Genomic DNA, 19,563 nt, shown 5'->3' on the forward strand with positions numbered 1-19,563 from the left:
AAAATGAAGCAAGTCATAACCGAACCCGCACCCGCGCCCGTTTCGGGCAGCGCAAGAAAGGCGATTTTCGCCGCCGGGCGGTGGATTCGCAACCTGCTTTTGGCCGCGTACGCCGTGCTGACGCTTTACCCTTTGTACTGGCTATTTATCAGCGCGTTTAAAACGAACGAGGAATTTTTCAACCGCCCTTACGCGTTTCCACTGGAGCCGGTTCTGGCCAATGTAACCCGCGCCTGGGAGCTGGGGGGATGGGGCGGGCGATGGTGAACTCGATGATCGTGACCGCGGCGGCGCTTGTCCTTACGCTGCTGCTCGCTTCGCTTTCGGCCTTCGTGCTGTCCCGTTACAGCTTCCGCTCCAAGGGGGCGATTATGTCGTTTTTGCTTCTCGGCATGCTCATTCCGATCCACAGTACGCTCGTCCCGCTGTTCATTATGCTAAACCGGCTCGGAATGCTGGACTCCTATTGGGCGCTGATTCTTCCGTATACGGCGTTCGAGCTGTCCATCGCGGTGTTTCTGATGGCCGCGTACATGTCGTCCATCCCGAAGGAAATCGAAGAGGCCGCGCTGATCGACGGGATGGGCTACTGGAGCGTGCTGTTCAAGCTGATGCTGCCCCTGTCGCTGCCGGCGATGGCGACCGTTGCGATCCTGGCGTTTCTCCGCTATTGGAACGAATTCGCCTTCGCGCTCGTCTTCATCAACACGCAATCGCTCAAAACGCTGCCGCTCAGCCTGTCGCTGTTTTCCGACGGGTTCGGCACCGATTACAGCCTGACGATGGCCGCGATGGCCGTCGCCGTTATCCCGACGATCGTCATTTATTTGCTTTTCCAGGAGCAAATCATGAAGGGCATGGTCGCGGGGGCGGTCAAAGGCTGAGCGCCTTCCGCGATTCGCGCGACCGGCTGCAGGGGGATGGACGGCAGGACATCGCGCCCTTTTTGTCGAATGATCACGGTAAACCGAGGAAGCCCGGAACGCTTGCGTCCGGCTTTCCGACGATAGGATGTGACCGATTTGATATGGGGGTTAAGCGTCCTGCTGTTTCTGCTTGCCGGTTTGGCCGAAATCGGCGGGGGCTATCTGGTCTGGCTCTGGCTCAGGGAAGGGAAGCCGCTCGGCTACGGAATCGCGGGCTCTCTCGTTCTCGTGCTGTACGGCATTTTGCCCACCTTGCAGAAGTTTCCCTCGTTCGGGCGGGTCTATGCCGCCTACGGCGGGGTTTTTATCGTGATGGCCGTGCTGTGGGGGTGGCTGATCGACAAAAAAACGCCGGATGCTTACGACTGGCTGGGCGCCGCGATTTGTCTGGCGGGGGTCGCCGTTATTCTGTGGGCGCCGAGGCATTGACGGCGGTTGTTCATGTCCGCGACCGTCCGATCTCGGTTCGCGTCTTTACGTCGGACCGATCCGGTGATTCTTCCCTGCAGACGGGGTCCACTTTATTTTCCTTGACGCAGCGGCAGCGCAACCGTAAATTCGGTTCCCTCGCCCGGCCTGCTGCGCACGGAAATCGAGCCGCGGTGCATGTCCGCGATTTTTTTCGCAATGGAAAGGCCGAGACCGCTGCCTCCCGCCGAACGGGTCCGCGACTTGTCCGCTTTGTAAAAGCGCTCGAAAATGCGCGGCAAATCCGCGTCGGCGATCCCCGGCCCCGTGTCGGCGACGCGGACGACCGCCCGATCTCCTTTGCGCGCGAGAAAAACGCTGATTTTGCCGCCCTCGGGCGTAAACTTGACGGCGTTGTGGACGAGGTTCACCCATACCTGGCTCATCAGCATCTCGTCCGCGACGATGTCGACGGCTTCCGCGTACACGTCCATGTCGATGTTTTTGGCTTCCCATTGCGGCTCGCAGGCGAGGATGACGGCCGTCAGCTGTTTGTCGAGCCGGTAAGGCGCCGGATGAAACGGATGCCGGTCCGAGTCCAGCACCGCCAGCTTGAGCAGATTGTCGCTGAGCTTCGACAGGCGGGCGCACTCCTCCTCGATGACCGTCAAATACCGCTGCCGCTGCTCCGGATCCAGACGATCGTCCTTCAGCGCCCTGGCGAACCCGCGGATCGACGTCAGCGGCGTCCCGATTTCATGCGAAACGTTCGAGATAAACTCCTGCCTCAGCTCCTCCATCGCCTTCAGGTTCGCCGCCATATCGTTAATGCTGTCGACGAGCTGATGCAGCGGATGCTTTTTCCGCTGCCTTCCGTTCGGTTCGCCGAAGCTCTGCTCGATATTGACGTGAAAATCGCCCCGCGAAATGCGTCTGATCGCCTCGATCAATTCCGTCCAAAAAACATGCTCTTTGGATCGGATAAACCGGCCCAAAATCGCCGCCCCGAAACCGAAAATAAGAAAGCCGAGCATGGCGTTGACGATCAAGGCGAACAGGCCGTGAGGTTCCCAGCCGACTCGCGAATAGATCGCCGCCGTCAAATAGAACGCCGCGGTCCAGCTCAGGAGCAGCGCCGCGAAGAAGAGGGAGACTTTGATCGCGATGTGGACGAACAACGGAACCCCCTTCATTCCGGCACCTCCAGCCGATACCCCAGGCCCCGGATCGTGCGGATCCGGAAGCCGTGCCGCTCTTCCGGAAACCGTTCCCGAAGCCGTTTGATATGCACGTCGACGGTTCTTTCGTCGCCCTCGTAATCGTAACCCCAAATTTGCTCGATCAGCTGATCGCGCGTAAACGTTTTTCCGGGGTAGCCGGCCAGCTTGAACAGCAGCTCGAATTCCTTGAGCGGAAGCGTAACCTCCCGATCGCCGACCCGGCACTCGAACGTATCGCGGCGCAGCGTCACGTCTCCGATCTGCACCGTCTGCAAGGCCATGATGCGGTATCGCTTCAATAACGCCTTGACGCGAGCGACGAGCACCATCGGGTCGAACGGCTTGACGAGATAGTCGTCCGTGCCGAGCTCGAAGCCTTTTACGATTTGCGAAGGCTCGCCTTTGGCCGAGAGCATGAGCAGGGGCAGGTCGGCGCGCTCGCGCAGCTCGCGGCACAGTTCCCATCCGTCCATGACGGGCATCATAATGTCGAGCACGACCAGATCGGCCTTCGCGTCGTCGAGCATGCGCAAGGCGTCCAGCCCGTTCGCGGCTTCAAGCACGGCAAAGCCTTCCAGCCGCAAAAAATGTCCGACCAATTCGCGGATATGCGGATCGTCGTCGACGACCAATATGCGGGTCATTCCGGTTTCCTCCCATTCAATCTGCCGTTAAGCGCCGGGCTTGGGCAAAAGGTTCATCCGACCGTCCTATCTTATCTTTTACGTCCGGCGCATATAAGCGCGTACGGTGAGCGGCGCGAACACGGCCACGACGACGGCGGCGCCGATCAGGGAAACGGCGAAGTCCGATCCGATCGTTCCGGCGTTGGCCAATTCGCGCACCGCGTTGACCAGATGCGAAACCGGGTTGACGCTGGCGAACCAATTCAGCCAATCCGGCATCGTCTCGACCGGCACGAATGCGTTGGAGACGAAGGTAAGCGGGAACAGGACGATCATCGAAATCCCTTGAACGCTCGAGGCCGTGCGCGCAATGACGCCGAAAAACGCGAAAATCCAGCTGATCGCCCAGGCGCAAGCGATGACGAGCAGCGCGACGACGGCGACGAACCCCAATCCTCCGTCCGGCCGGTAGCCCATGACGTATCCCATGGCGAACGTCAGCACCGTCGCAATTGTATACCGGATCGTGTCCGCCAGCAAGGCTCCCGCGAGCGGGGCGATGCGCGCGATCGGAAGCGACTTGAACCGGTCGAACACGCCCTTGTCCATATCTTCCCGCAGTTGCACGCCGGTGACGACCGAGGAGGTGATGACGGTTTGGACCAGGATGCCGGGGATGATCACCGGCAAATAATCGAGCACGTTGCCCGAAATGGCCCCGCCGAAAATATAGGTGAACATCAGGGTGAAAATGATCGGCTGAATCGTCACGTCGAAAAATTGTTCCGGCGTCCGGCGGAATTTCAGCAGGCCGCGATAGGCCATCGTGAACGAGTTGCGGACCGACTGGCCGAAGCTCGCGCGTTTTTTCAAGGGGCGGCCGGCCCCGGGATTCAGAGCTGCGCTTTTCATCGGATGGCCTCCTTCGCTTCGTTCGTTTGCTCGTGCGCTTGCTGTGCGTTATCCTGAACGCCTTGTCCGGTCATGGTCAGAAAAACCTCGTCGAGCGTCGGCTTCTGAACGCTCATCTCCGCCAGCCCGATTCCCGCCGCGCGGATGGCGATCAGCAGGTCGGCGACTTTATCGGCGTCCGTCATGGGCGCCGTGAAGGTTCCGGTTTCCGCCGAAACGCTCGCCTCGACCTGAAGCGCCTGTTCGATGATGCGGCGGGTTTTCTCGCCGTGGAGCGGATTTTGCACGCGAAGGTGCAGCGTCGACGTGCCGACCGAAGCCTTCAGTTCATCGACCGTGCCTTCGGCGACGACGCGGCCGCGATCGATGACCGCGATCCGGTCGGCCAGCTGATCCGCCTCATCGAGATATTGCGTCGTCAGCAGCACGGTCGACCCCGTCTTCACGAGCCTGCGGATCGTTTCCCACATCTGGGCCCGCGTGCGCGGATCCAGCCCGGTCGTCGGCTCGTCCAGAAAGATGAGCGGCGGCTGCGCAATCAGGCTTGCCGCGAGATCCAGCCGGCGGCGCATGCCTCCGGAGAAGTTTTTCAACGGCCGCTTCGCCGCTTCCGTCAAGCCGAATTCCTCCAGCAGCTCCGCCGTCTTTCGCCGCGCTTCGGCGCGTCCGAGGCCCAGCAGCCTGGAGAAGACGACGAGGTTTTCGACGGCGCTGAGCGATTCGTCGACCGAGGCGTATTGGCCCGTCACCCCGATCAACTGCCGGACGACGTGCGGCTCTTTCGCCACATCGTGCCCGAAGATGCGGGCCGAACCCGCGTCCGGCCGAAGCAGCGTGGCGAGCATGCGGATGGTCGTCGTTTTGCCCGCTCCGTTCGGTCCCAGCACGCCGTAGATCGTGCCTGCGCGCACCTGCAAATTCACGCCGTCGACCGCGCGCTTGTCGCCGAACGTTTTGACGAGGCTGTCGGCTTCGATCGCCCACACCCCGTTATTGGAACCCTTCATTGTTTCTCCTCCCTTAACGGATGGTTTAGGGGATCGTAAACGACGTTTATGAACTGAATATGAATTGAAGCGTGCGCGGGCCGCGTACCGCTTGGCGGGAAGGAGGGCGAAAATTTCGCCCTTAAAGCGGGCAGCCTGCCGCGCGCCGGGGAATGAAGGCGAAAATTGCGCCCATAACGCGGGCAGCCGGCCTCTCGCCAGGGAATGAAGGCGAAAATTGCGCCTTTGGCAAGACCGGCGCTTACACCTCCCGACGAGGGAGGGCGAAATGATTTTGAACGGAAAGGTAGCGAAGATGACGAATCGATATTCGTGGGATGTAGGCGGATGAGAAGGCCCGACGCCTGACTGACAAATTCGGCGCCTCACCCGGCCAGAAGAGGTTAACGGAAAGGCACAACGCCGTCGAGCGGCAGTTCGCCGAAACCGCGAAATGTGACGACGATGGCCGCGAAACTCGGAACATGCCGCTGTATTTGGACTTTCCCGTGAGTCACGGGTATTATACCCAAGCAACGGTTTGCACTTATGGCAAACCCGGTACTCACCTGTCGTAAAGCGACTGTTGCAAAGATAATGGAAACGCTCGGACGTTCCAGCTTGGTGCGGGAATCGAGATTTGTATGATAAATCATACAAATGACATCGCGAAGGCGGCAAAATACGGGAGTTTGTACGAAATATCATACAAAAGCGTGTGCGAAACCGCCAAATGCGGTGGATTTGTATGATAAATCGTACAAATGACATCGCGAAGGCGGCAAAAGACGGGAGTTTGTACGAAATATCATACAAAAACGTGCACAGCGCTGCCAAATGCGACGACTTTGTATGATAAATCATACGGGTACATGGACAGGCGGAAGGTTGGAGCGAATTGCGCTCCCGCACGATGCGCGAGGCTCCGTAATGTTACAATAGAGGATGCCAGGCACGTTGGTTTATCGACCATCGATATAAAAATTCGAGACCGATCTACAAGGTCATAGGAACTTTTGGGGCGCAAGGAGCGGGATCGCCATGGAGAAACGGGTGCTGGTCGTGGACGACGAGCAGAGCATCGTGGGCGCGTTGGCGTACGCGCTGCGCAGGGAAGGCTATACGGTCGAAACGGCGAACGACGGGGAAGCGGCGCTCTCGAAAGCCGCCTCGTTCCGGCCGCACGTCATTTTGCTCGACGTCATGATGCCGAAGCTGAACGGCTACGAGGTGTGCCGGAAGCTGGAAAATCGGCAGGGCACGGGCATTATTTTGCTGACCGTCAAAAACGATATCGTGGACAAAGTGCTCGGCCTCGAACTCGGCGCGGACGATTACGTCACGAAGCCGTTCGACGTCCGCGAGCTGCTCGCCAGAGTGAAGGCGCTGGCCAGACGGATGGAGCATGCCGGCGGCACGGAAGCCGATCGCGAAGAGCTGGTCGCCGGGGAAGTCCGTCTCAGCAAGACGGAGCGGACGTTAACGGTCCGGGGCCGCCCGGTCGAGCTGACGCCGAAGGAATTCGATTTGCTGGCTTACCTGCTCGGACACCCGGAACGGGTATTTTCGCGGGAGCAGCTGCTTGATCTCGTATGGGGCATGGACTACGCGGGCGGAACGCGGACGGTCGACATCCATATTCAAAGACTGCGCAAAAAGCTGGGCGAGGCGAATCAGCATTTGCTGCAAACCGTATACGGCGTCGGCTATAAAGGCACGGGGACGGGCGGCGGAGGAGAACGGCCATGAAGGGCGCCGGAAAGCCGGAGCGCAATGCCGGAAAAAAGCGCAGGTTCAAGCTGAGCCTTAAGGTGAAGCTGAGCGTGGTGCTGGCGCTTTTGCTGCTGCTCACCGTTCTCGTCATGAGCGAGCTCGTGCTGCGCGGAATCGAGAGCAACCAGCGGCGGCAAACGGAAGCCGAGCTTTCGCGTTACAGCCGGGCCGCGGAGCAATACGTAAGGCAAAGTTACTACAGTCTGGAAAATCCGCTGACGGACGAGGAGTTCATGACCCAGCGGGGACAACGACTCGCCCTCTACATTACATCGCTGAACGGCATGCAAACGTACTTGTACGACGCGTCGGGCCGAGAGGTGGGCAATTCCTTGCCGGGCGTCGGGGACAATGACGTCGCGGACACGCTCGGCTTTGCGCTGGACGGCGCGATCGCTTACGAGACGTCCGGCGATTCGCTGATTTACTTTTCGCCGCTGCGGGTGGAGGATCGGATGATCGGGGTCGTGCGGCTGCAATATTCGCTAAAAAGCTCGCAGGATTTTTTGGAAACGATCCGGGAGCTGTTCCGGACCGCGGGCATCGTCGTTTTCGCGGCGGGGTTCGTCATCGGCTATTTGTACTTCCATCGCATCGCTTCCTTGATCGGCAAGCTGCGGAAAGCGTCGCAGCAAATTCGTACGGGAAGGTATCTGCGGGCGATTCCGGTCCGCCGGAGGGACGAGCTCGGGGAGCTTGGCGAGGATATTTATTTTATGAGCGGGGCGATCGAGGAGCATATCGAGCGGCAAAAGCAATTTATCGGCAACGTGAGCCACGAGTTCAAAACTCCGCTTACGTCCATCAAAGCCTACGTCGACTTGCTCGATCTTTACCGCGACGATCCGCAGCTTGCGGCGGAAGCGGCGACGAGCATCGGCAAAGAGACGGAACGGCTGTACGAAATGGTGGAGAAAGTGCTTCGGCTGTCGGCGATGGAAAAGTACGATTTCGACCAGCATGCGGAGCGGGTCGACCTGAAGGAGCTGCTGGAAGAGCTCTGCGGCCGGATGCGCGGCAAGGCGGAGCGTTACGGCGTCGAGCTGCTGCTCGAGCTGGAGGAAGCGTCGTGCTGGGCGGATCGCGAAAGCCTCGTTCACGTGTTTATCAATCTGATCGACAACGCGGTTAAATATAACGTCCCGGGCGGAAAAGTTCGGGTGCGCTGCCGAATGGAGAAAAGGGAAGCGCTCGTTCGGGTGACGGACACCGGAATCGGCATTCCGTTCGAAGCGCGGGAAAAAATTTTTGAGCCGTTCTATACGGTAAGCAAAGACCGCGCCCGCAGCTACGGCGGCACCGGGCTGGGCCTTGCGCTCGTCCGGGAGCTTGCGGAAAAGCAAGGCGGCGTCATCTCCGTGTCCGCCCCCGATTCCGGGCCGGGAACGGAAGTCGAGGTCCGTTTGCCCGTTTCGGCAAAAAAATAAAGTTTTTACAAGTTGGAAACAATTCGAGACGGCGCCGATACAACCTTCCGTTAAGATGAACTCATCGACAAGGAAAGGGGAGCAATTCGCATGCAAAGAACAAACAAGAAAATCGCCTCTATCGGCGCCGTCATCAGCCTGGCGCTCGCCGTCGCGGCCTGCTCGGGAGGAAGCGGGGAGGAAAACGCGGGGGCCCGGCAAACGATCGAGAAACCGGATAAAACGATTACGGTCGTCGAGACGCCCGCGCCGGCCGCGGGACCGATCGAGGTCGCGAACATCAAAAACGTCGAGGGCATGGGCAACGGGTTTCTGACCGAGGATTCCCTTCTCGTCATGAAGCCAAATCCGGACGTCGAGCCGATCCAGGTGGAAGGGTCGACCCAGCCGCCGAACAATCTGTACGCGTACGATCTGAACGCGGGTACGGCCGAGGCGGTAAACCCGGAAAGCCAAAACCAGAATTTCGCCGTGCTGTCGCCGGACGGAAAGCATCTGTTTTACAAGCAAAATTACGAAGAATCCGCGCACGGCTTCATTCTGAACATGGAAACGAAAGAAAAGGTCGCGACGGGCGATTTCCTCATCGAATTCGGCGACGCGCAATGGCTGGACAATTCGACCGTCATGTTCCAGACGATGGAAGGGGCGCTCGTCGCCTCGGATACGGAGGGCAACGCCGAGGTGCTGTTCGAAGGCCCGGAAGACGCGCGCATCGTTTCGGCGGCCAAGACGGACGAAGGCCTCTTTTACATCGCCGGCGAGAAGCTTTATTTTCGGGCCGACGGCGGCTCGGAGCCGGAAGAGCTGTCCGATTCGGCGGTGACTGTCGCCGCGTCCCCGGACGGCAAGCAGCTGGCGCTCGTCCGGAAAGCGACGGAAACGACCCGCACGCTGTATATCGTCGATCCGAAGGGCAACGAGCTGCTCAAGCTCGGCACCGCCACGCAAGTATTCGGCGTTGCCTGGTCGCCGGACAGCACGAAGGTCGCTTACAATCTTATTTCCGAAGACGGGGGCGAAGGCGGCATCATCGTCGCCGATACGCTGACCGGCGAGGCGACCGAGCTATCGGTCGACGTCCAGAGCGCGGCCGCCACGCTCCGCTGGAGCGCTTCGGGCAAAAAGCTGCTGGCGACGACCTACAAGGAGGAAGGATTCGTCAGCTACGTCATCACGCTGAAATAAAGGAAAGAGGCCGTCCGGCGAGGACGGCCTTTCTTTCTTGCCGTGGATGGACAGTTGTTCGCGGCATTTACCTAATGGCAAGCCAGATGACGACGACAAAGACGAAAACGAGCAAAATAAATCCGGTCAGCCATAAGACGGCTTTACGTCCTTCCACGCTGTCACCACCCTGATCCGTTGTCCTCTGATTATACCAGCAGAGCGGAGACAACGCACACGGGCGTTACCAGCGCACGAGGGAAAAGGCCAGCTTGTCGGTCAGGATCGGGAACAGCTCTCTAACCGAACCGATGAAGGGGGTGGGCTGAATTTTGCCCTTCGGGCTTGCGATATTGAGCCAGAAGCGGTTGGCCCGAAGCTGCAGGAACAGGGCGCGCAAAGCCTCCTCGTCGCCTTCCAGCGAGTAAACGACCAGGTGGGTATCGTGCACCCGCACTTTCAAATGCTCGAATTGACCGGCGCGAAGCGCCTGCTGCAAAAAGCTTTGCGACAATTGAAGCGAGAGATAAACCATGCCGAAGCGACCTCCCGAATGAAGGAATGGCCGATTTCTCGTTCAAGGGGCTCGTCATGTGAAGGTTGAGAGGATCGGTTCAATATCCGTTTTTATACCTGCTTTATAGGAATCATCTTATCAAATTTACAATTAGGGAAAAAGAGGGAAATATGACAAAAAACCAAGAACGGATTATGATAGGATAAGCGCGCCAGCGGAAAAGATGACGACAGGCGCACGCTTCGATTCGGTTCAAGGAGGCGCTTATGATCCATATCGGACTTGCGGGCTGGGGGGATCACGACCGGCTGTACGATCCTTCCGTCAAAGCAAAAGATAAATTGAAAGCGTACGGAAGCCACTTTCCCGTCGTCGAAGTGGACAGCTCCTTTTATGCGATCCAGCCGAAGGAGCGCTTCGCTCGCTGGGTGGAGGAGACGCCGGAGACGCTGCGCTTCGTCGTGAAGGCGTACCAGGGAATGACCGGGCATCAGCGCGGCCAGCCGCGCGCCGAGGCGGGCGGAACGGAGGCGATGTACGAGGCGTTCCGCGAATCGCTGGAGCCGGCGTTTGCGGCGGGGCGGCTCGCGGCGGCGCTGTTTCAATACCCTCCGTGGTTCGATTGCACGAGGGAAAACGTTCAGCAATTGCGGGAGACGAGAAGGCGGATGAACGGATTTCCCTGCGCGCTCGAGTTCAGGCATCAAAGCTGGTTCGCGCCGGAATTCCGCGAGAAGACGCTGGAATTTATGGAGGAGCAGGGCTGGATCCATAGCGTGTGCGACGAGCCCCAAGCGGGAGCCGGGTCCGTTCCGACCGTCCTGCGCGCGACCGATCCCGACACGGTCGTCGTTCGCATGCACGGCCGCAATGCGGCGGGCTGGCAGGCGGCCGGCGCGCCGAACTGGCGGGAGGTGCGCTATTTGTACAAGTACGGCGAGGAGGAGCTGGACGAGTGGCGCGTTCGTCTGGAACGGCTGGCGGAAATGTGCCGGGACGTTTACGTCATTTTCAACAACAACTCGGGCGGGGACGCCGCCGCCAACGCGAAGCGGATGATGGAGAAGCTCGATTTGACCGCTCCCGACGGGAAGCGGCCGAACGATCCGCGCGGCCCATTCGCCGAATCCGGGGAGGAGCCTCCCGAACAACTGAATTTATTTTGACAACATCGCATAGAGGGAGCTAGTCGCAGAGTGAGCATAGCCGTACGTCTTCGAGGTTTCAATATCGGGTTCTTTTCCTTGTTTGCGCTTTTTATTTCGTTTCTTCCCGTTTACGCAAGCCAAATCGGCATTTCCAAAACGGAAATCGGCCTCATCCTCGGGATGGGCAGCCTGATCAGCATCGTCTCCCAGCCGCTTTGGGGCATCGTTTGCGATAGAACCCGCACGATCAAAAAAGTCATGCTCTTCATCCTGACGGTCTCCGTCATCGCCGGAACGCTGCTGTTTCAATCGCGGGAGGCTTGGCTTTTCGCGCTGTTCGTCGCGATGATGAATCTGTTTTTCATGCCGTCGGACGCGCTGGTCGAAAGCCTGAACGTGCAGACGGCGCAGCGGGTCGGCATCAGCTACGGTTCCATCCGGACGTTCGGGGCGCTGGGCTACGCGTTCACCTCGCTGGCCGCGGGAACGTTTCTGCATGCTTTCGGGATGGGCAGCCTGGCCTGGATTTTTCTCGGCTTCGGACTGGTTACGCTGCTGCTGGGCTTAAGCATGTCGGACGTAAAAGCTTCCTCCAAGCCGATCGCTTTCGGGCAATTAAAGACGTTTATGCTGGACCCGCGCATGCTGGCCTTCTTCGCTCTCGTATTTCTGGTGGCGCTTCCCCATAAAATGAACGACATGTACATCGGCCTCTACATCGAGGAAATGGGCGGCAATGTCCGACATACCGGCATGGCGTGGTTTGCGATGACGCTGTCGGAGGCGCTGTTTTTCGCCCTGAGCGCCAAGCTGATCAAGCCCGGCAAGGAATTGGCGGTCATGGCGGTCTCGGCCGGCATGTACTTGGTTCGCTTCGGGCTGAGTTCGCTTGTGACGGAACCGCTGCCGCTCGTCGCCATGCAAGTCTTTCAGGGGGTGACGTTCGCCCTGTTTTACGTGGCGGCGATCCAATATCTCCATTCGATCGTCCCCGAGCAGTGGAAATCGACGGGGCAGACGGTGATGACGGTGCTGTTTTTCGGCATATCCGGCATCGTCGGCTCGTCGGCGGGGGGCTGGCTGATGGAGCGCCTCGGCGGGCAGTCGCTGTACCGGATCATGGCCGCTCTCGCGGCGGTGGCGTTCGTATACGGATTTTATTTGTGGAAAAAACGGCTCCGGCCGTCGCCGGCCGACGCTTGAGCGAACAAGCAGGCGGCGGGCGACGGCCGGAGCATGGGGCAGACGGCAACGCGGGCACGGACGGCACGAGCGCGGGCAGGGCCGCTAGCGTCTTTCGCTAATGGCCCTGCGGACCGCCGCGGGTTATTTCGCCCTGCCGGATGCGGCGTCGCGCGGGACCATGTCCTTGCGCCGGTACACGCTCAGCATCAGGCCGACCGCCGCCAGCTCCAGCACCTGGTTCAGGCCGCCGTAGGCGATGAAGGGGGGAGCCGAGCTATGGGGAGGCAGCAGCTCGAACGTCATCAGCAGGCTCAACGCGAACTTGCCGGCGATGACGGAAAACAACCCGATCACGAGCGAGGAAGCGAACGGGTCGGCCGTTTGCCTGGCCATGCCGAAGATGCGCGCGCCATACAGCAGCAGAATCGCCGCAAAAGCGATGCCGGCCGCCCAGCCCAAGCTGTAAATGAAGTAGGTCAATACGTTTTCGCTATACGTATAGGGAATGTTTTTCAACGTCGTCCCGAAGCCCTGTCCCCACCAGCCGGCCGAGGAGATGGCATCCAGACTGCGGTTCGAGTAAAAATCGGCCAGCTTCGGATCGGAGTAGTAACCGAAATACGTCCTAAGCCGGTCATAATAAAGAGCAAGCTTGCCGGACAAGGCAAACAACGACGGCATACCGAACGCCGCGATCGCCGGAATCGCGACAACCAGCGCGCCGTAAGCGGCAGCCCGTTTCCAACGTTTTCCGACAAGCAGCAGGACGGTGACGCAAATAAAATGAACGGCAAACGTCGTCGCCGAACCGCAGCTCAAGTAAAGAATTCCCGGAATCGCATAGTAAACGATGAAATCCTTGGCGAAAAAGAAAGCTTGTTCCCGAAGAGAACGGCGGGGTTTCCGTTCCTCCAGGCTAACCCGTCCGGCGATGGCCGCGGCGAAAAGGTAAAGGGCCAACGTCGGGGCGTGCAGGGTGAAAGGGCCGAGCGAAATCCAAGCCTTGCTCCCGTTTACGACCGTCGGTCCCCACAACCACGCTTGCGGCAGAAGCAGCAGAACGGAAGCCGCCCCGTACAGCGGCCTTATCCACCCTTTGAGTTTGCGATAATCGGCAAAATAGAGCAGAAGCAACAGGCCGAATCCGATAACGGAGAACATCGCCTTGCGGACGGCAAAAGCCATGCCGGAAATCCGCTGATCGACGGCGCTTAGCTGGATGCCGAGCATCGTCACGATCCCGATCCCGACCAGAAGCGCGGTCAGCAGGAGGACGCTCCACTCCGTTTTGGGCTTATGCACGCTGTGCAGATGCTTTCCGATTCGCTTCGGATCGCCCATCGATTCGATCGCAAGCCGGACGGCCTCCTCTTCGGAAACGCCTTCGCCGCGCCTTGCGGCGATCGCCTCCTCCAAATGCCCGCCGATCTCCAGACGGATCTCCCCGTGCATTTCCTTCGCCTTCACTTGCGAGCACACCTGATCGAGAAACGCCTCTACCCGCTCGTTTCGGTCGAGCGCCATCAGGACGCGCCCCCTTCCCCGAGCACGCGGTTGACCGTCGCGCTGAAAAGAGACCATTCCCGTTTCCGCTCCTCCAGCTGCAGGCGGCCCTGATCGGTGATGCGGTAATATTTGCGCTGGCGGCCCCCTTCGTTGTGCCAGTACGCCTCCACCATCCGTTGCGCTTCCAAGGCGTGGAGAATCGGATAAAGCGTACCCTCCTTCAGGTTGAATACGCCGGCCGACAGGCGTTCCAGCTCCTTGACCATCTCGTATCCGTACATTTCCTTGCGGTCGAGAAGGGTAAGCACGAGAATGACCGTGCTGCCTTTCATCAGTTCTTTGCCGATTTTCATCGAAACCTCCGCCTTATGCATCGATAATCTATGTATCGAATATCTAGGTATATTTTAATCGCGAAACAAAGCCCGGTCAATAGCCAAAACGAAGATCGAAACACCGGAGGGCGACAGGCGAGTCGCCGGGCAGGCAGGATTCGGCGCTTCTTTGTCGAAACATTTAATGTTCGCGCGAATAAGCGGCTTCAATCCCAACGAAGACTATTTCTGCGGCATTTATAAAATGCAAGGAGGAAGCACAGTGGCCTACAACAGCATAATCGTTCGCTTGGAACTGAATCATTCGCTCATTCACTTCGGAGACGTGGCTTCGGCCATCGGACGGGCGGGCGGGGACATTACGTCCATCGACGTCATCCGCTCGGGGCAAGACGTTTCCGTTCGGGACATTACGGTACATATAACGGAAGAAGGGGAATCGCAGGTCGTCGAATCGTTAAAAGCGCTGGACGGGGTCCAGTTGATCAACGTGTCCGACCGCACGTTTCTGGCGCATTTGGGCGGCAAAATCGCCATTCAGCCGAGCTTGCCGATCCGCAACCGCGACGATTTGTCCAGGGTGTATACGCCCGGCGTCGCCCGGGTGTCGGCGGCGATCCATGAAAATCGCGACAAGGCGTATTCGCTGACGATCAAGCGGAATACGGTAGCCGTCGTCACGGACGGCACGGCGGTGCTCGGCCTCGGCGACATCGGGCCGTACGCGGCGGCGCCGGTCATGGAAGGGAAGGCGATGCTGTTCAAGCAGCTGGCGGACGTCGACGCTTTTCCGATCTGTCTGGACACGAAGGATACGGAGGAAATTATCCGGACGATCAAGGCAATCGCGCCGATTTTCGGCGGCATCAATTTGGAGGATATCGCGTCTCCGCGCTGCTTCGAAATCGAAACGCGGCTTGCGGAGCAGCTCGATATTCCGATTTTCCACGACGATCAGCACGGAACGGCCATCGTCGTCATCGCGGGACTGCTGAACGCGCTGAAGGTCGTCGGCAAGCGGATCGACCAGGTTCGCGTCGTCGTGAACGGCATCGGAGCGGCCGGCGTCTCGATATGCAAAATGCTGCTGGCCGCCGGCGTCCGCAGGCTCGTGCCGGTCGACCGCGAAGGCGCGATCGTGCGCGGCGGCTCGTATTCGGACCATCCGATGTGGCACTGGCTGTCCGAGCAGCCGCAGGTGGAGGCCGAGCCGGGAACGCTGAAGGAAGTGATCCGGGACGCGGACGTGTTCATCGGAGTGTCCCGCGGCGGGGTGCTGAATGCGGAGGATGTCGGAAAAATGGCGGCGGACCGCATCGTTTTCGCCATGGCGAACCCGCATCCGGAAATCGACCCCGAGGCGGCGCTGCCGATCGTGCGCGTATTTGCGACCGGGCGGAGCGACTATCCGAACCAGATCAACAACGTGCTCGTGTTCCCGGGCATTTTCCGCGGAGCGCTGGATTGCCGGGCGCGCATCATCAACGAGCCGATGAAGCTGGCGGCGGCCCGCGCCATCGCTTCGGTCGTGTCGGCGGGCGAACTGAACGCGCAGTATATCATACCGAGCATTTTCAACGAGCAGGTGGTGGCCAAAGTCCGGCACGCCGTCATCGAAACGGCAATATTGACCGGCGTCGCCCGGCGCACGCCGCCGGATTTCCGGTAATTTCCGAAGCCGGCATCGCCATGCCAAAAAAATCAGCGCCGTCGCGGCTGCCTTTTCGGCGGCACAGCGTTCGGCGCTGCTCTGCTTTTCCGTTTCGGACGATTTGCGTTTGCGGCTTGCGCTGCCATCGTCCCCGGAGCGCTTCGGGACTTAAGAGCCCGGAGCGTTCTTCTTTTTGGCGTGCTTTTTTGCTTTTCGATTTGCTCATGCGGTTCACGCTCCCGTGAAAATTTCGGCGAGGCGGCGCGCGGCCGCCGCCGACCCCAAGTATACGCTAAAACGCGGAAGATTGTAACAGTTTGCGCACAAAACGCCCTCGAAGGCGATCGGCGGACCCCGCGGTACTATTCATTCCCGACCGAGTACGTTATAATTCGATAGAAGCGGCCGCCGCTTGAACATTTGAATGATTTTTCAGCCAGTTGGTGCCTTGTCCGGACAGGAGGTCCGCGTCAAGGGTAAAAGGGAAGCCGGTGAGAGTCCGGCGCGGTCCCGCCACTGTAACCCGGAAACGACCCCGACGATGCCACTGCTTCCGATGGAAGCGGGAAGGCCGGGGGGAAGCTGCAAGGCCGGGGAGCCAGGAAACCTGCCAGCTGCGCTTAGCCAACGGAATCCTTCGCGGAAAGGATCGGCTCGATCAGGATACGCCAAGACGTTGACGCCCCTGTGCGCAAGGGGTGCCGTTCGTCTTTAGCCTGATTTGCTGACCCTGCTTCCGATAGACGGAGGCAGGGTTTTGTCGTGCAGCGACCGGTTGGAAGTTTCGAAGATTCATTCATCGCTCAAGCGCAGTCCTCGAAATCAGACAGAAAGGATTGTGGTAGTGCAATGAAGAAACGTTATTTGTGGGGGTTCGCCGCGTTGTTGCTGGCGGGGTCGATTTTGGCGGGCTGCGGAAGCTCGAACGGGGAGGGCGGCGCGTCGGGCGAAGCGTCGGCAAGCGCCTCCGCGAGCGCATCGCCGAGCGCTTCGGCGTCGTCGGCGCCGGAAGCGTCCGACAGCGGCGAAGCGAAGCAGACGCAATATCCGCTGACCGTTCAGGACGCGACCGGCGAGTCGTTTACGTTCGAACAGGCGCCGCGGCGGATCGTGTCCACCTCTCCGGCGGAGACGGAAATTTTGTTCGCGCTTGGCCTGGGAGAGCAGGTCGTCGGCGTGTCCGATTTCGACAACTATCCGGAAGAGGCGACGACGAAGGATAAAGTGGGCAGCATTACGAAGCCGAACGAGGAAGCGATTATCGCCCTTCAGCCGGACCTCGTCGTAACCGGCATTTCGATGCCGGAGGACGTGCTGAACAAGCTGCGTTCGCTCGACCTGGTCATGTACAAAACCGATCCGAAGTCGATCGACGACGTGATGAACAACATTTTGCAAATGGGCATCATTACGAATCGCCAGCAGGAAGCGGAGGCGCTCGTCGCTTCGATGAAGGAAGACGTCGAGCGCGTCGCCGCGGCGGTGGCCGGCGTGGCGGAAGCCGACAAGAAGAAGGTGTATGTCGAGTTTTCCCCGGGCTGGTCGGTCGGCAAGGGAGAATTCATGGACGAGCTGATCACGCTGGCCGGCGGCATCAACGTGGCCGGAGATACCGAGGGCTGGAACCAAATCAACGAAGAAACGATCGTGCAAAAAAATCCGGACGTCATTTTGTTCACGCTCGGCGTGACCGACAGCGAGTCGGGCAAGACGCTGGAGGAGATGATCAAGGGCCGCAGCGGCTGGGATCAAATAACGGCGATCGCCGAAAATCGCGTCGTCGGCCTCGACCAGGACGTGCTGTCGCGCCCGGGGCCGCGCATCACGCAAGGGCTCGTTGAAGTCGCCAAAGCGGTATATCCCGATCTGGTGAAGGAATGAAGCGAAAAAGCGCGATTGGAGGAGGAGCTGCGCTGGCGCTCCTTCTCTTTACGGTCGTTTTCAGCCTTTCCATGGGATCGGCGCGTCTGCCCCTGGCGGACGTATGGGGCATTTTGCTGCACAGTCTGCCCGGCGGAGACTCGCTCGTCGCGCCCCACTGGGAGTCTTCGACCGAGCAGATCGTTCTGAAAATCCGCTTGCCCCGCATTGCGCTGGCGATTTTGATCGGCGCCATGCTGTCGGTAGCGGGGGCTGGTTTTCAGGGCGTACTGCGCAATCCGCTCGCCGACCCGTACACGCTCGGAGTCGCGTCCGGCTCGGCGGTAGGCGCGGCGTTTCTTATCCTGATGGGGTACAGCTACAGCTTGTTCGCGCAATGGACGATTCCGGTCGTCGCGTTTGCGACCGGATTGATCAGCCTGGCGCTCGTGCTTCGGCTCGCCCGCGACCAGGGGAAAATCCGGATGGAGACGCTGCTGCTGTCGGGCGTCGTTTTGCAGGCGTTTTTCGGCTCGCTCGTCTCGTTCATGGTTTCGAGATCGGATAAGGTCATCAACGAAATCGTCTTCTGGATGCTCGGCAGCCTGTCATTGCGCGGCTGGTCGTACTCGGCCGTGCTGCTGCCCTATTTGGCGGCGGGGCTCGTCATCATGATCGGCTACAGCCGGACGATGAATTTGTTCGCCTTGGGGGAAAGGCAGGCCGCGCATCTGGGCGTCAACGTCGAGCGGACGAAGGTGACGATTCTCGTCGTGTGCACGCTGATGACGGCGGCGGCCGTTTCCGTGGCCGGGGTTATCGGCTTCGTCGGCATGGTGGTGCCGCATTTGATCCGCCTGCTGACCGGTCCCGATTACCGGCTCCTCGTGCCGCTGTCGGCGGTCGGCGGCGCCATCTACATGCTGCTGGCGGACACGGCCGCGCGAACGCTGCTGTCGCCGACGGAAATTCCGATCGGCGTCGTGACGGCTTTTATCGGGGCGCCGTTTTTCGCCTATTTGCTCCGGCGCAACCGGAGCCGGGCCAGGGGGTAGAAGCATGATTCTAGCGAACCGTCTTGGGAAAACGTATGACGGACGCCGGGTGCTGTCGGATATCGGCTTCTCCGTTTACGAAGGGGAAATTTTCGGCATCATCGGCCCGAACGGCAGCGGCAAATCGACGCTGCTCAAGCTCCTGTCCGGCGTGGAAAAGGCGGACGAAGGCGAGGTTGCGCTCGGAGGCGCTACGGAATCCGCGCCCGGCGGCCTGCGCGAGGTTCGCGGCGGCCGGACGGTCGGAAGCTTCACCCGCAAGGAGCTGGCCCGTTTCGTCGCCGTGCTGGAACAGGAGGCGCTGCCGAAGGTCGGGTTCACGGTGCGGGAAGTGACCGAAATGGGGAGGTTTCCCTATCAGAACTGGCTGGGCGAAGAGCCGGAAAGCGCGGACGAGAGGATCGACGCGATTCTTGCGGATTTGGGGCTGACCGAGCTTGCGGAGCGGACGCTGGAGTTTCTGAGCGGGGGCGAACGGCAGCGCGTCGCCCTGGCGAAGGTCATGGCGCAGGAGCCGCGCCTGCTGATGCTGGACGAGCCGACGACGTATCTGGACATCGGCCGGCAAATTCAGCTGATGGACAGCATTCGCTTGTGGCAGCGGAGGGCCGCGGGGCTGACGGTCGTCGCGGTGCTGCACGATCTGAATCTGGCGGCGCTTTATTGCGACCGGCTGCTCCTGATCGACAAAGGGAAGGCGGTCGGCATCGGAACGCCGGAGGAGCTGCTGACCGAGGAGCGAATTCGCTCCGTTTACGGCGTCGGAACGGTCGTCACGAAGCATCCGGCAACCGGAGCGCCGCAAATTTTGCTGCAGCCGGAGGCTGCAGGGCATAGAAGGGACGGATAAAACCGATGTCA

At 59.9% G+C, this 19,563-nt stretch carries 17 protein-coding genes, 1 pseudogene and 1 riboswitch; of the genes and pseudogenes, 11 read left to right on the forward strand and 7 right to left on the reverse strand.

What is annotated here, in order from left to right; genetic code table 11:
• Positions 1–3 precede the first annotated feature (3 nt).
• Positions 4–884, forward strand: a pseudogene (locus JW799_RS15035) (carbohydrate ABC transporter permease).
• A 141-nt stretch (positions 885–1,025) separates the two neighbouring features.
• Positions 1,026–1,355: a YnfA family protein gene (locus tag JW799_RS15040; protein WP_080835509.1), complete on the forward strand. Its 330-nt coding sequence runs from the start codon at positions 1,026–1,028 to the stop codon at positions 1,353–1,355.
• Positions 1,356–1,447: 92 nt separating this feature from the next.
• Here the strand turns inward: JW799_RS15040 and JW799_RS15045 are convergent, their stop codons facing one another.
• The 4 genes from JW799_RS15045 to JW799_RS15060 all read right to left on the reverse strand — a co-directional run bounded on the left by JW799_RS15045 (position 1,448) and on the right by JW799_RS15060 (position 5,099).
• Positions 1,448–2,527, reverse strand: a complete 1,080-nt coding sequence (locus JW799_RS15045; protein WP_205430508.1) for a sensor histidine kinase — start codon at positions 2,525–2,527, stop codon at positions 1,448–1,450.
• Entirely contained in the window at positions 2,524–3,198 is a 675-nt protein-coding gene (locus JW799_RS15050) for a response regulator transcription factor (RefSeq protein WP_080834674.1), read from the reverse strand. The genes JW799_RS15045 and JW799_RS15050 overlap by 4 nt, the downstream gene beginning before the upstream one ends.
• A 78-nt stretch (positions 3,199–3,276) precedes the next feature.
• Positions 3,277–4,092: an ABC transporter permease gene (locus JW799_RS15055; RefSeq protein WP_205430510.1), complete on the reverse strand. Its 816-nt coding sequence runs from the start codon at positions 4,090–4,092 to the stop codon at positions 3,277–3,279.
• A complete protein-coding gene (locus JW799_RS15060; protein WP_080834671.1) occupies positions 4,089–5,099 on the reverse strand; it encodes an ATP-binding cassette domain-containing protein in 1,011 nt (336 codons plus the stop codon). The genes JW799_RS15055 and JW799_RS15060 overlap by 4 nt, the downstream gene beginning before the upstream one ends.
• Before the next feature lie 1,020 nt (positions 5,100–6,119).
• On the opposite strand from JW799_RS15060, the gene JW799_RS15065 reads away from it, so the two are divergent.
• The 3 genes from JW799_RS15065 to JW799_RS15075 all read left to right on the forward strand — a co-directional run bounded on the left by JW799_RS15065 (position 6,120) and on the right by JW799_RS15075 (position 9,466).
• A complete protein-coding gene (locus JW799_RS15065) occupies positions 6,120–6,827 on the forward strand; it encodes a response regulator transcription factor (protein WP_205430512.1) in 708 nt (235 codons plus the stop codon).
• Entirely contained in the window at positions 6,824–8,278 is a 1,455-nt protein-coding gene (locus tag JW799_RS15070) for a sensor histidine kinase (RefSeq protein WP_205430515.1), read from the forward strand. The genes JW799_RS15065 and JW799_RS15070 overlap by 4 nt, the downstream gene beginning before the upstream one ends.
• A gap of 90 nt (positions 8,279–8,368) precedes the next feature.
• On the forward strand, positions 8,369–9,466 hold the full coding sequence (locus tag JW799_RS15075; RefSeq protein ID WP_205430517.1) for a hypothetical protein: 1,098 nt from the start codon (positions 8,369–8,371) through the stop codon (positions 9,464–9,466).
• Between the two features lie 223 nt (positions 9,467–9,689).
• Here JW799_RS15075 and JW799_RS15080 read toward each other — a convergent pair whose 3' ends face one another.
• Positions 9,690–9,980 carry a hypothetical protein gene (locus JW799_RS15080; RefSeq protein ID WP_080834660.1) on the reverse strand — a complete coding sequence of 97 codons (291 nt, stop codon included), beginning with the start codon at positions 9,978–9,980 and terminating at the stop codon, positions 9,690–9,692.
• 248 nt (positions 9,981–10,228) lie between these two features.
• Here JW799_RS15080 and JW799_RS15085 point away from each other — a divergent pair, with 248 nt between their 5' ends.
• Entirely contained in the window at positions 10,229–11,128 is a 900-nt protein-coding gene (locus JW799_RS15085) for a DUF72 domain-containing protein (RefSeq protein WP_080834654.1), read from the forward strand.
• 30 nt (positions 11,129–11,158) lie between these two features.
• Complete coding sequence (locus tag JW799_RS15090) at positions 11,159–12,313, forward strand: MFS transporter (protein WP_205430519.1); 1,155 nt, start codon at positions 11,159–11,161, stop codon at positions 12,311–12,313.
• A 123-nt stretch (positions 12,314–12,436) separates the two neighbouring features.
• On the opposite strand, the gene JW799_RS15095 is transcribed toward JW799_RS15090, so the two are convergent.
• Entirely contained in the window at positions 12,437–13,819 is a 1,383-nt protein-coding gene (locus tag JW799_RS15095) for an FtsW/RodA/SpoVE family cell cycle protein (protein WP_205430522.1), read from the reverse strand.
• Positions 13,819–14,154: a PadR family transcriptional regulator gene (locus JW799_RS15100; protein ID WP_080834648.1), complete on the reverse strand. Its 336-nt coding sequence runs from the start codon at positions 14,152–14,154 to the stop codon at positions 13,819–13,821. The genes JW799_RS15095 and JW799_RS15100 overlap by 1 nt, the downstream gene beginning before the upstream one ends.
• Positions 14,155–14,398: 244 nt before the next feature.
• Between JW799_RS15100 and JW799_RS15105 the strand changes: the two genes are divergently transcribed.
• From JW799_RS15105 to JW799_RS15120, 4 genes are all read left to right on the forward strand, one after another.
• Complete coding sequence (locus JW799_RS15105) at positions 14,399–15,805, forward strand: NAD-dependent malic enzyme (RefSeq protein ID WP_080834644.1); 1,407 nt, start codon at positions 14,399–14,401, stop codon at positions 15,803–15,805.
• A gap of 406 nt (positions 15,806–16,211) precedes the next feature.
• Positions 16,212–16,416, forward strand: a riboswitch (cobalamin riboswitch).
• A gap of 220 nt (positions 16,417–16,636) precedes the next feature.
• Positions 16,637–17,668: an ABC transporter substrate-binding protein gene (locus JW799_RS15110; RefSeq protein ID WP_205430523.1), complete on the forward strand. Its 1,032-nt coding sequence runs from the start codon at positions 16,637–16,639 to the stop codon at positions 17,666–17,668.
• Entirely contained in the window at positions 17,665–18,702 is a 1,038-nt protein-coding gene (locus tag JW799_RS15115; RefSeq protein WP_080834637.1) for a FecCD family ABC transporter permease, read from the forward strand. The genes JW799_RS15110 and JW799_RS15115 overlap by 4 nt, the downstream gene beginning before the upstream one ends.
• Positions 18,703–18,706: 4 nt before the next feature.
• The gene (locus JW799_RS15120; protein WP_205430524.1) at positions 18,707–19,552 is read left to right on the forward strand and encodes an ABC transporter ATP-binding protein; all 846 of its coding nucleotides are present in this window, start codon (positions 18,707–18,709) and stop codon (positions 19,550–19,552) included.
• Positions 19,553–19,563: the final 11 nt, after the last annotated feature.

Source organism: Cohnella algarum, assembly GCF_016937515.1.
In the GTDB taxonomy this organism is placed as follows: Bacteria; Bacillota; Bacilli; order Paenibacillales; family Paenibacillaceae; genus Cohnella; species Cohnella algarum.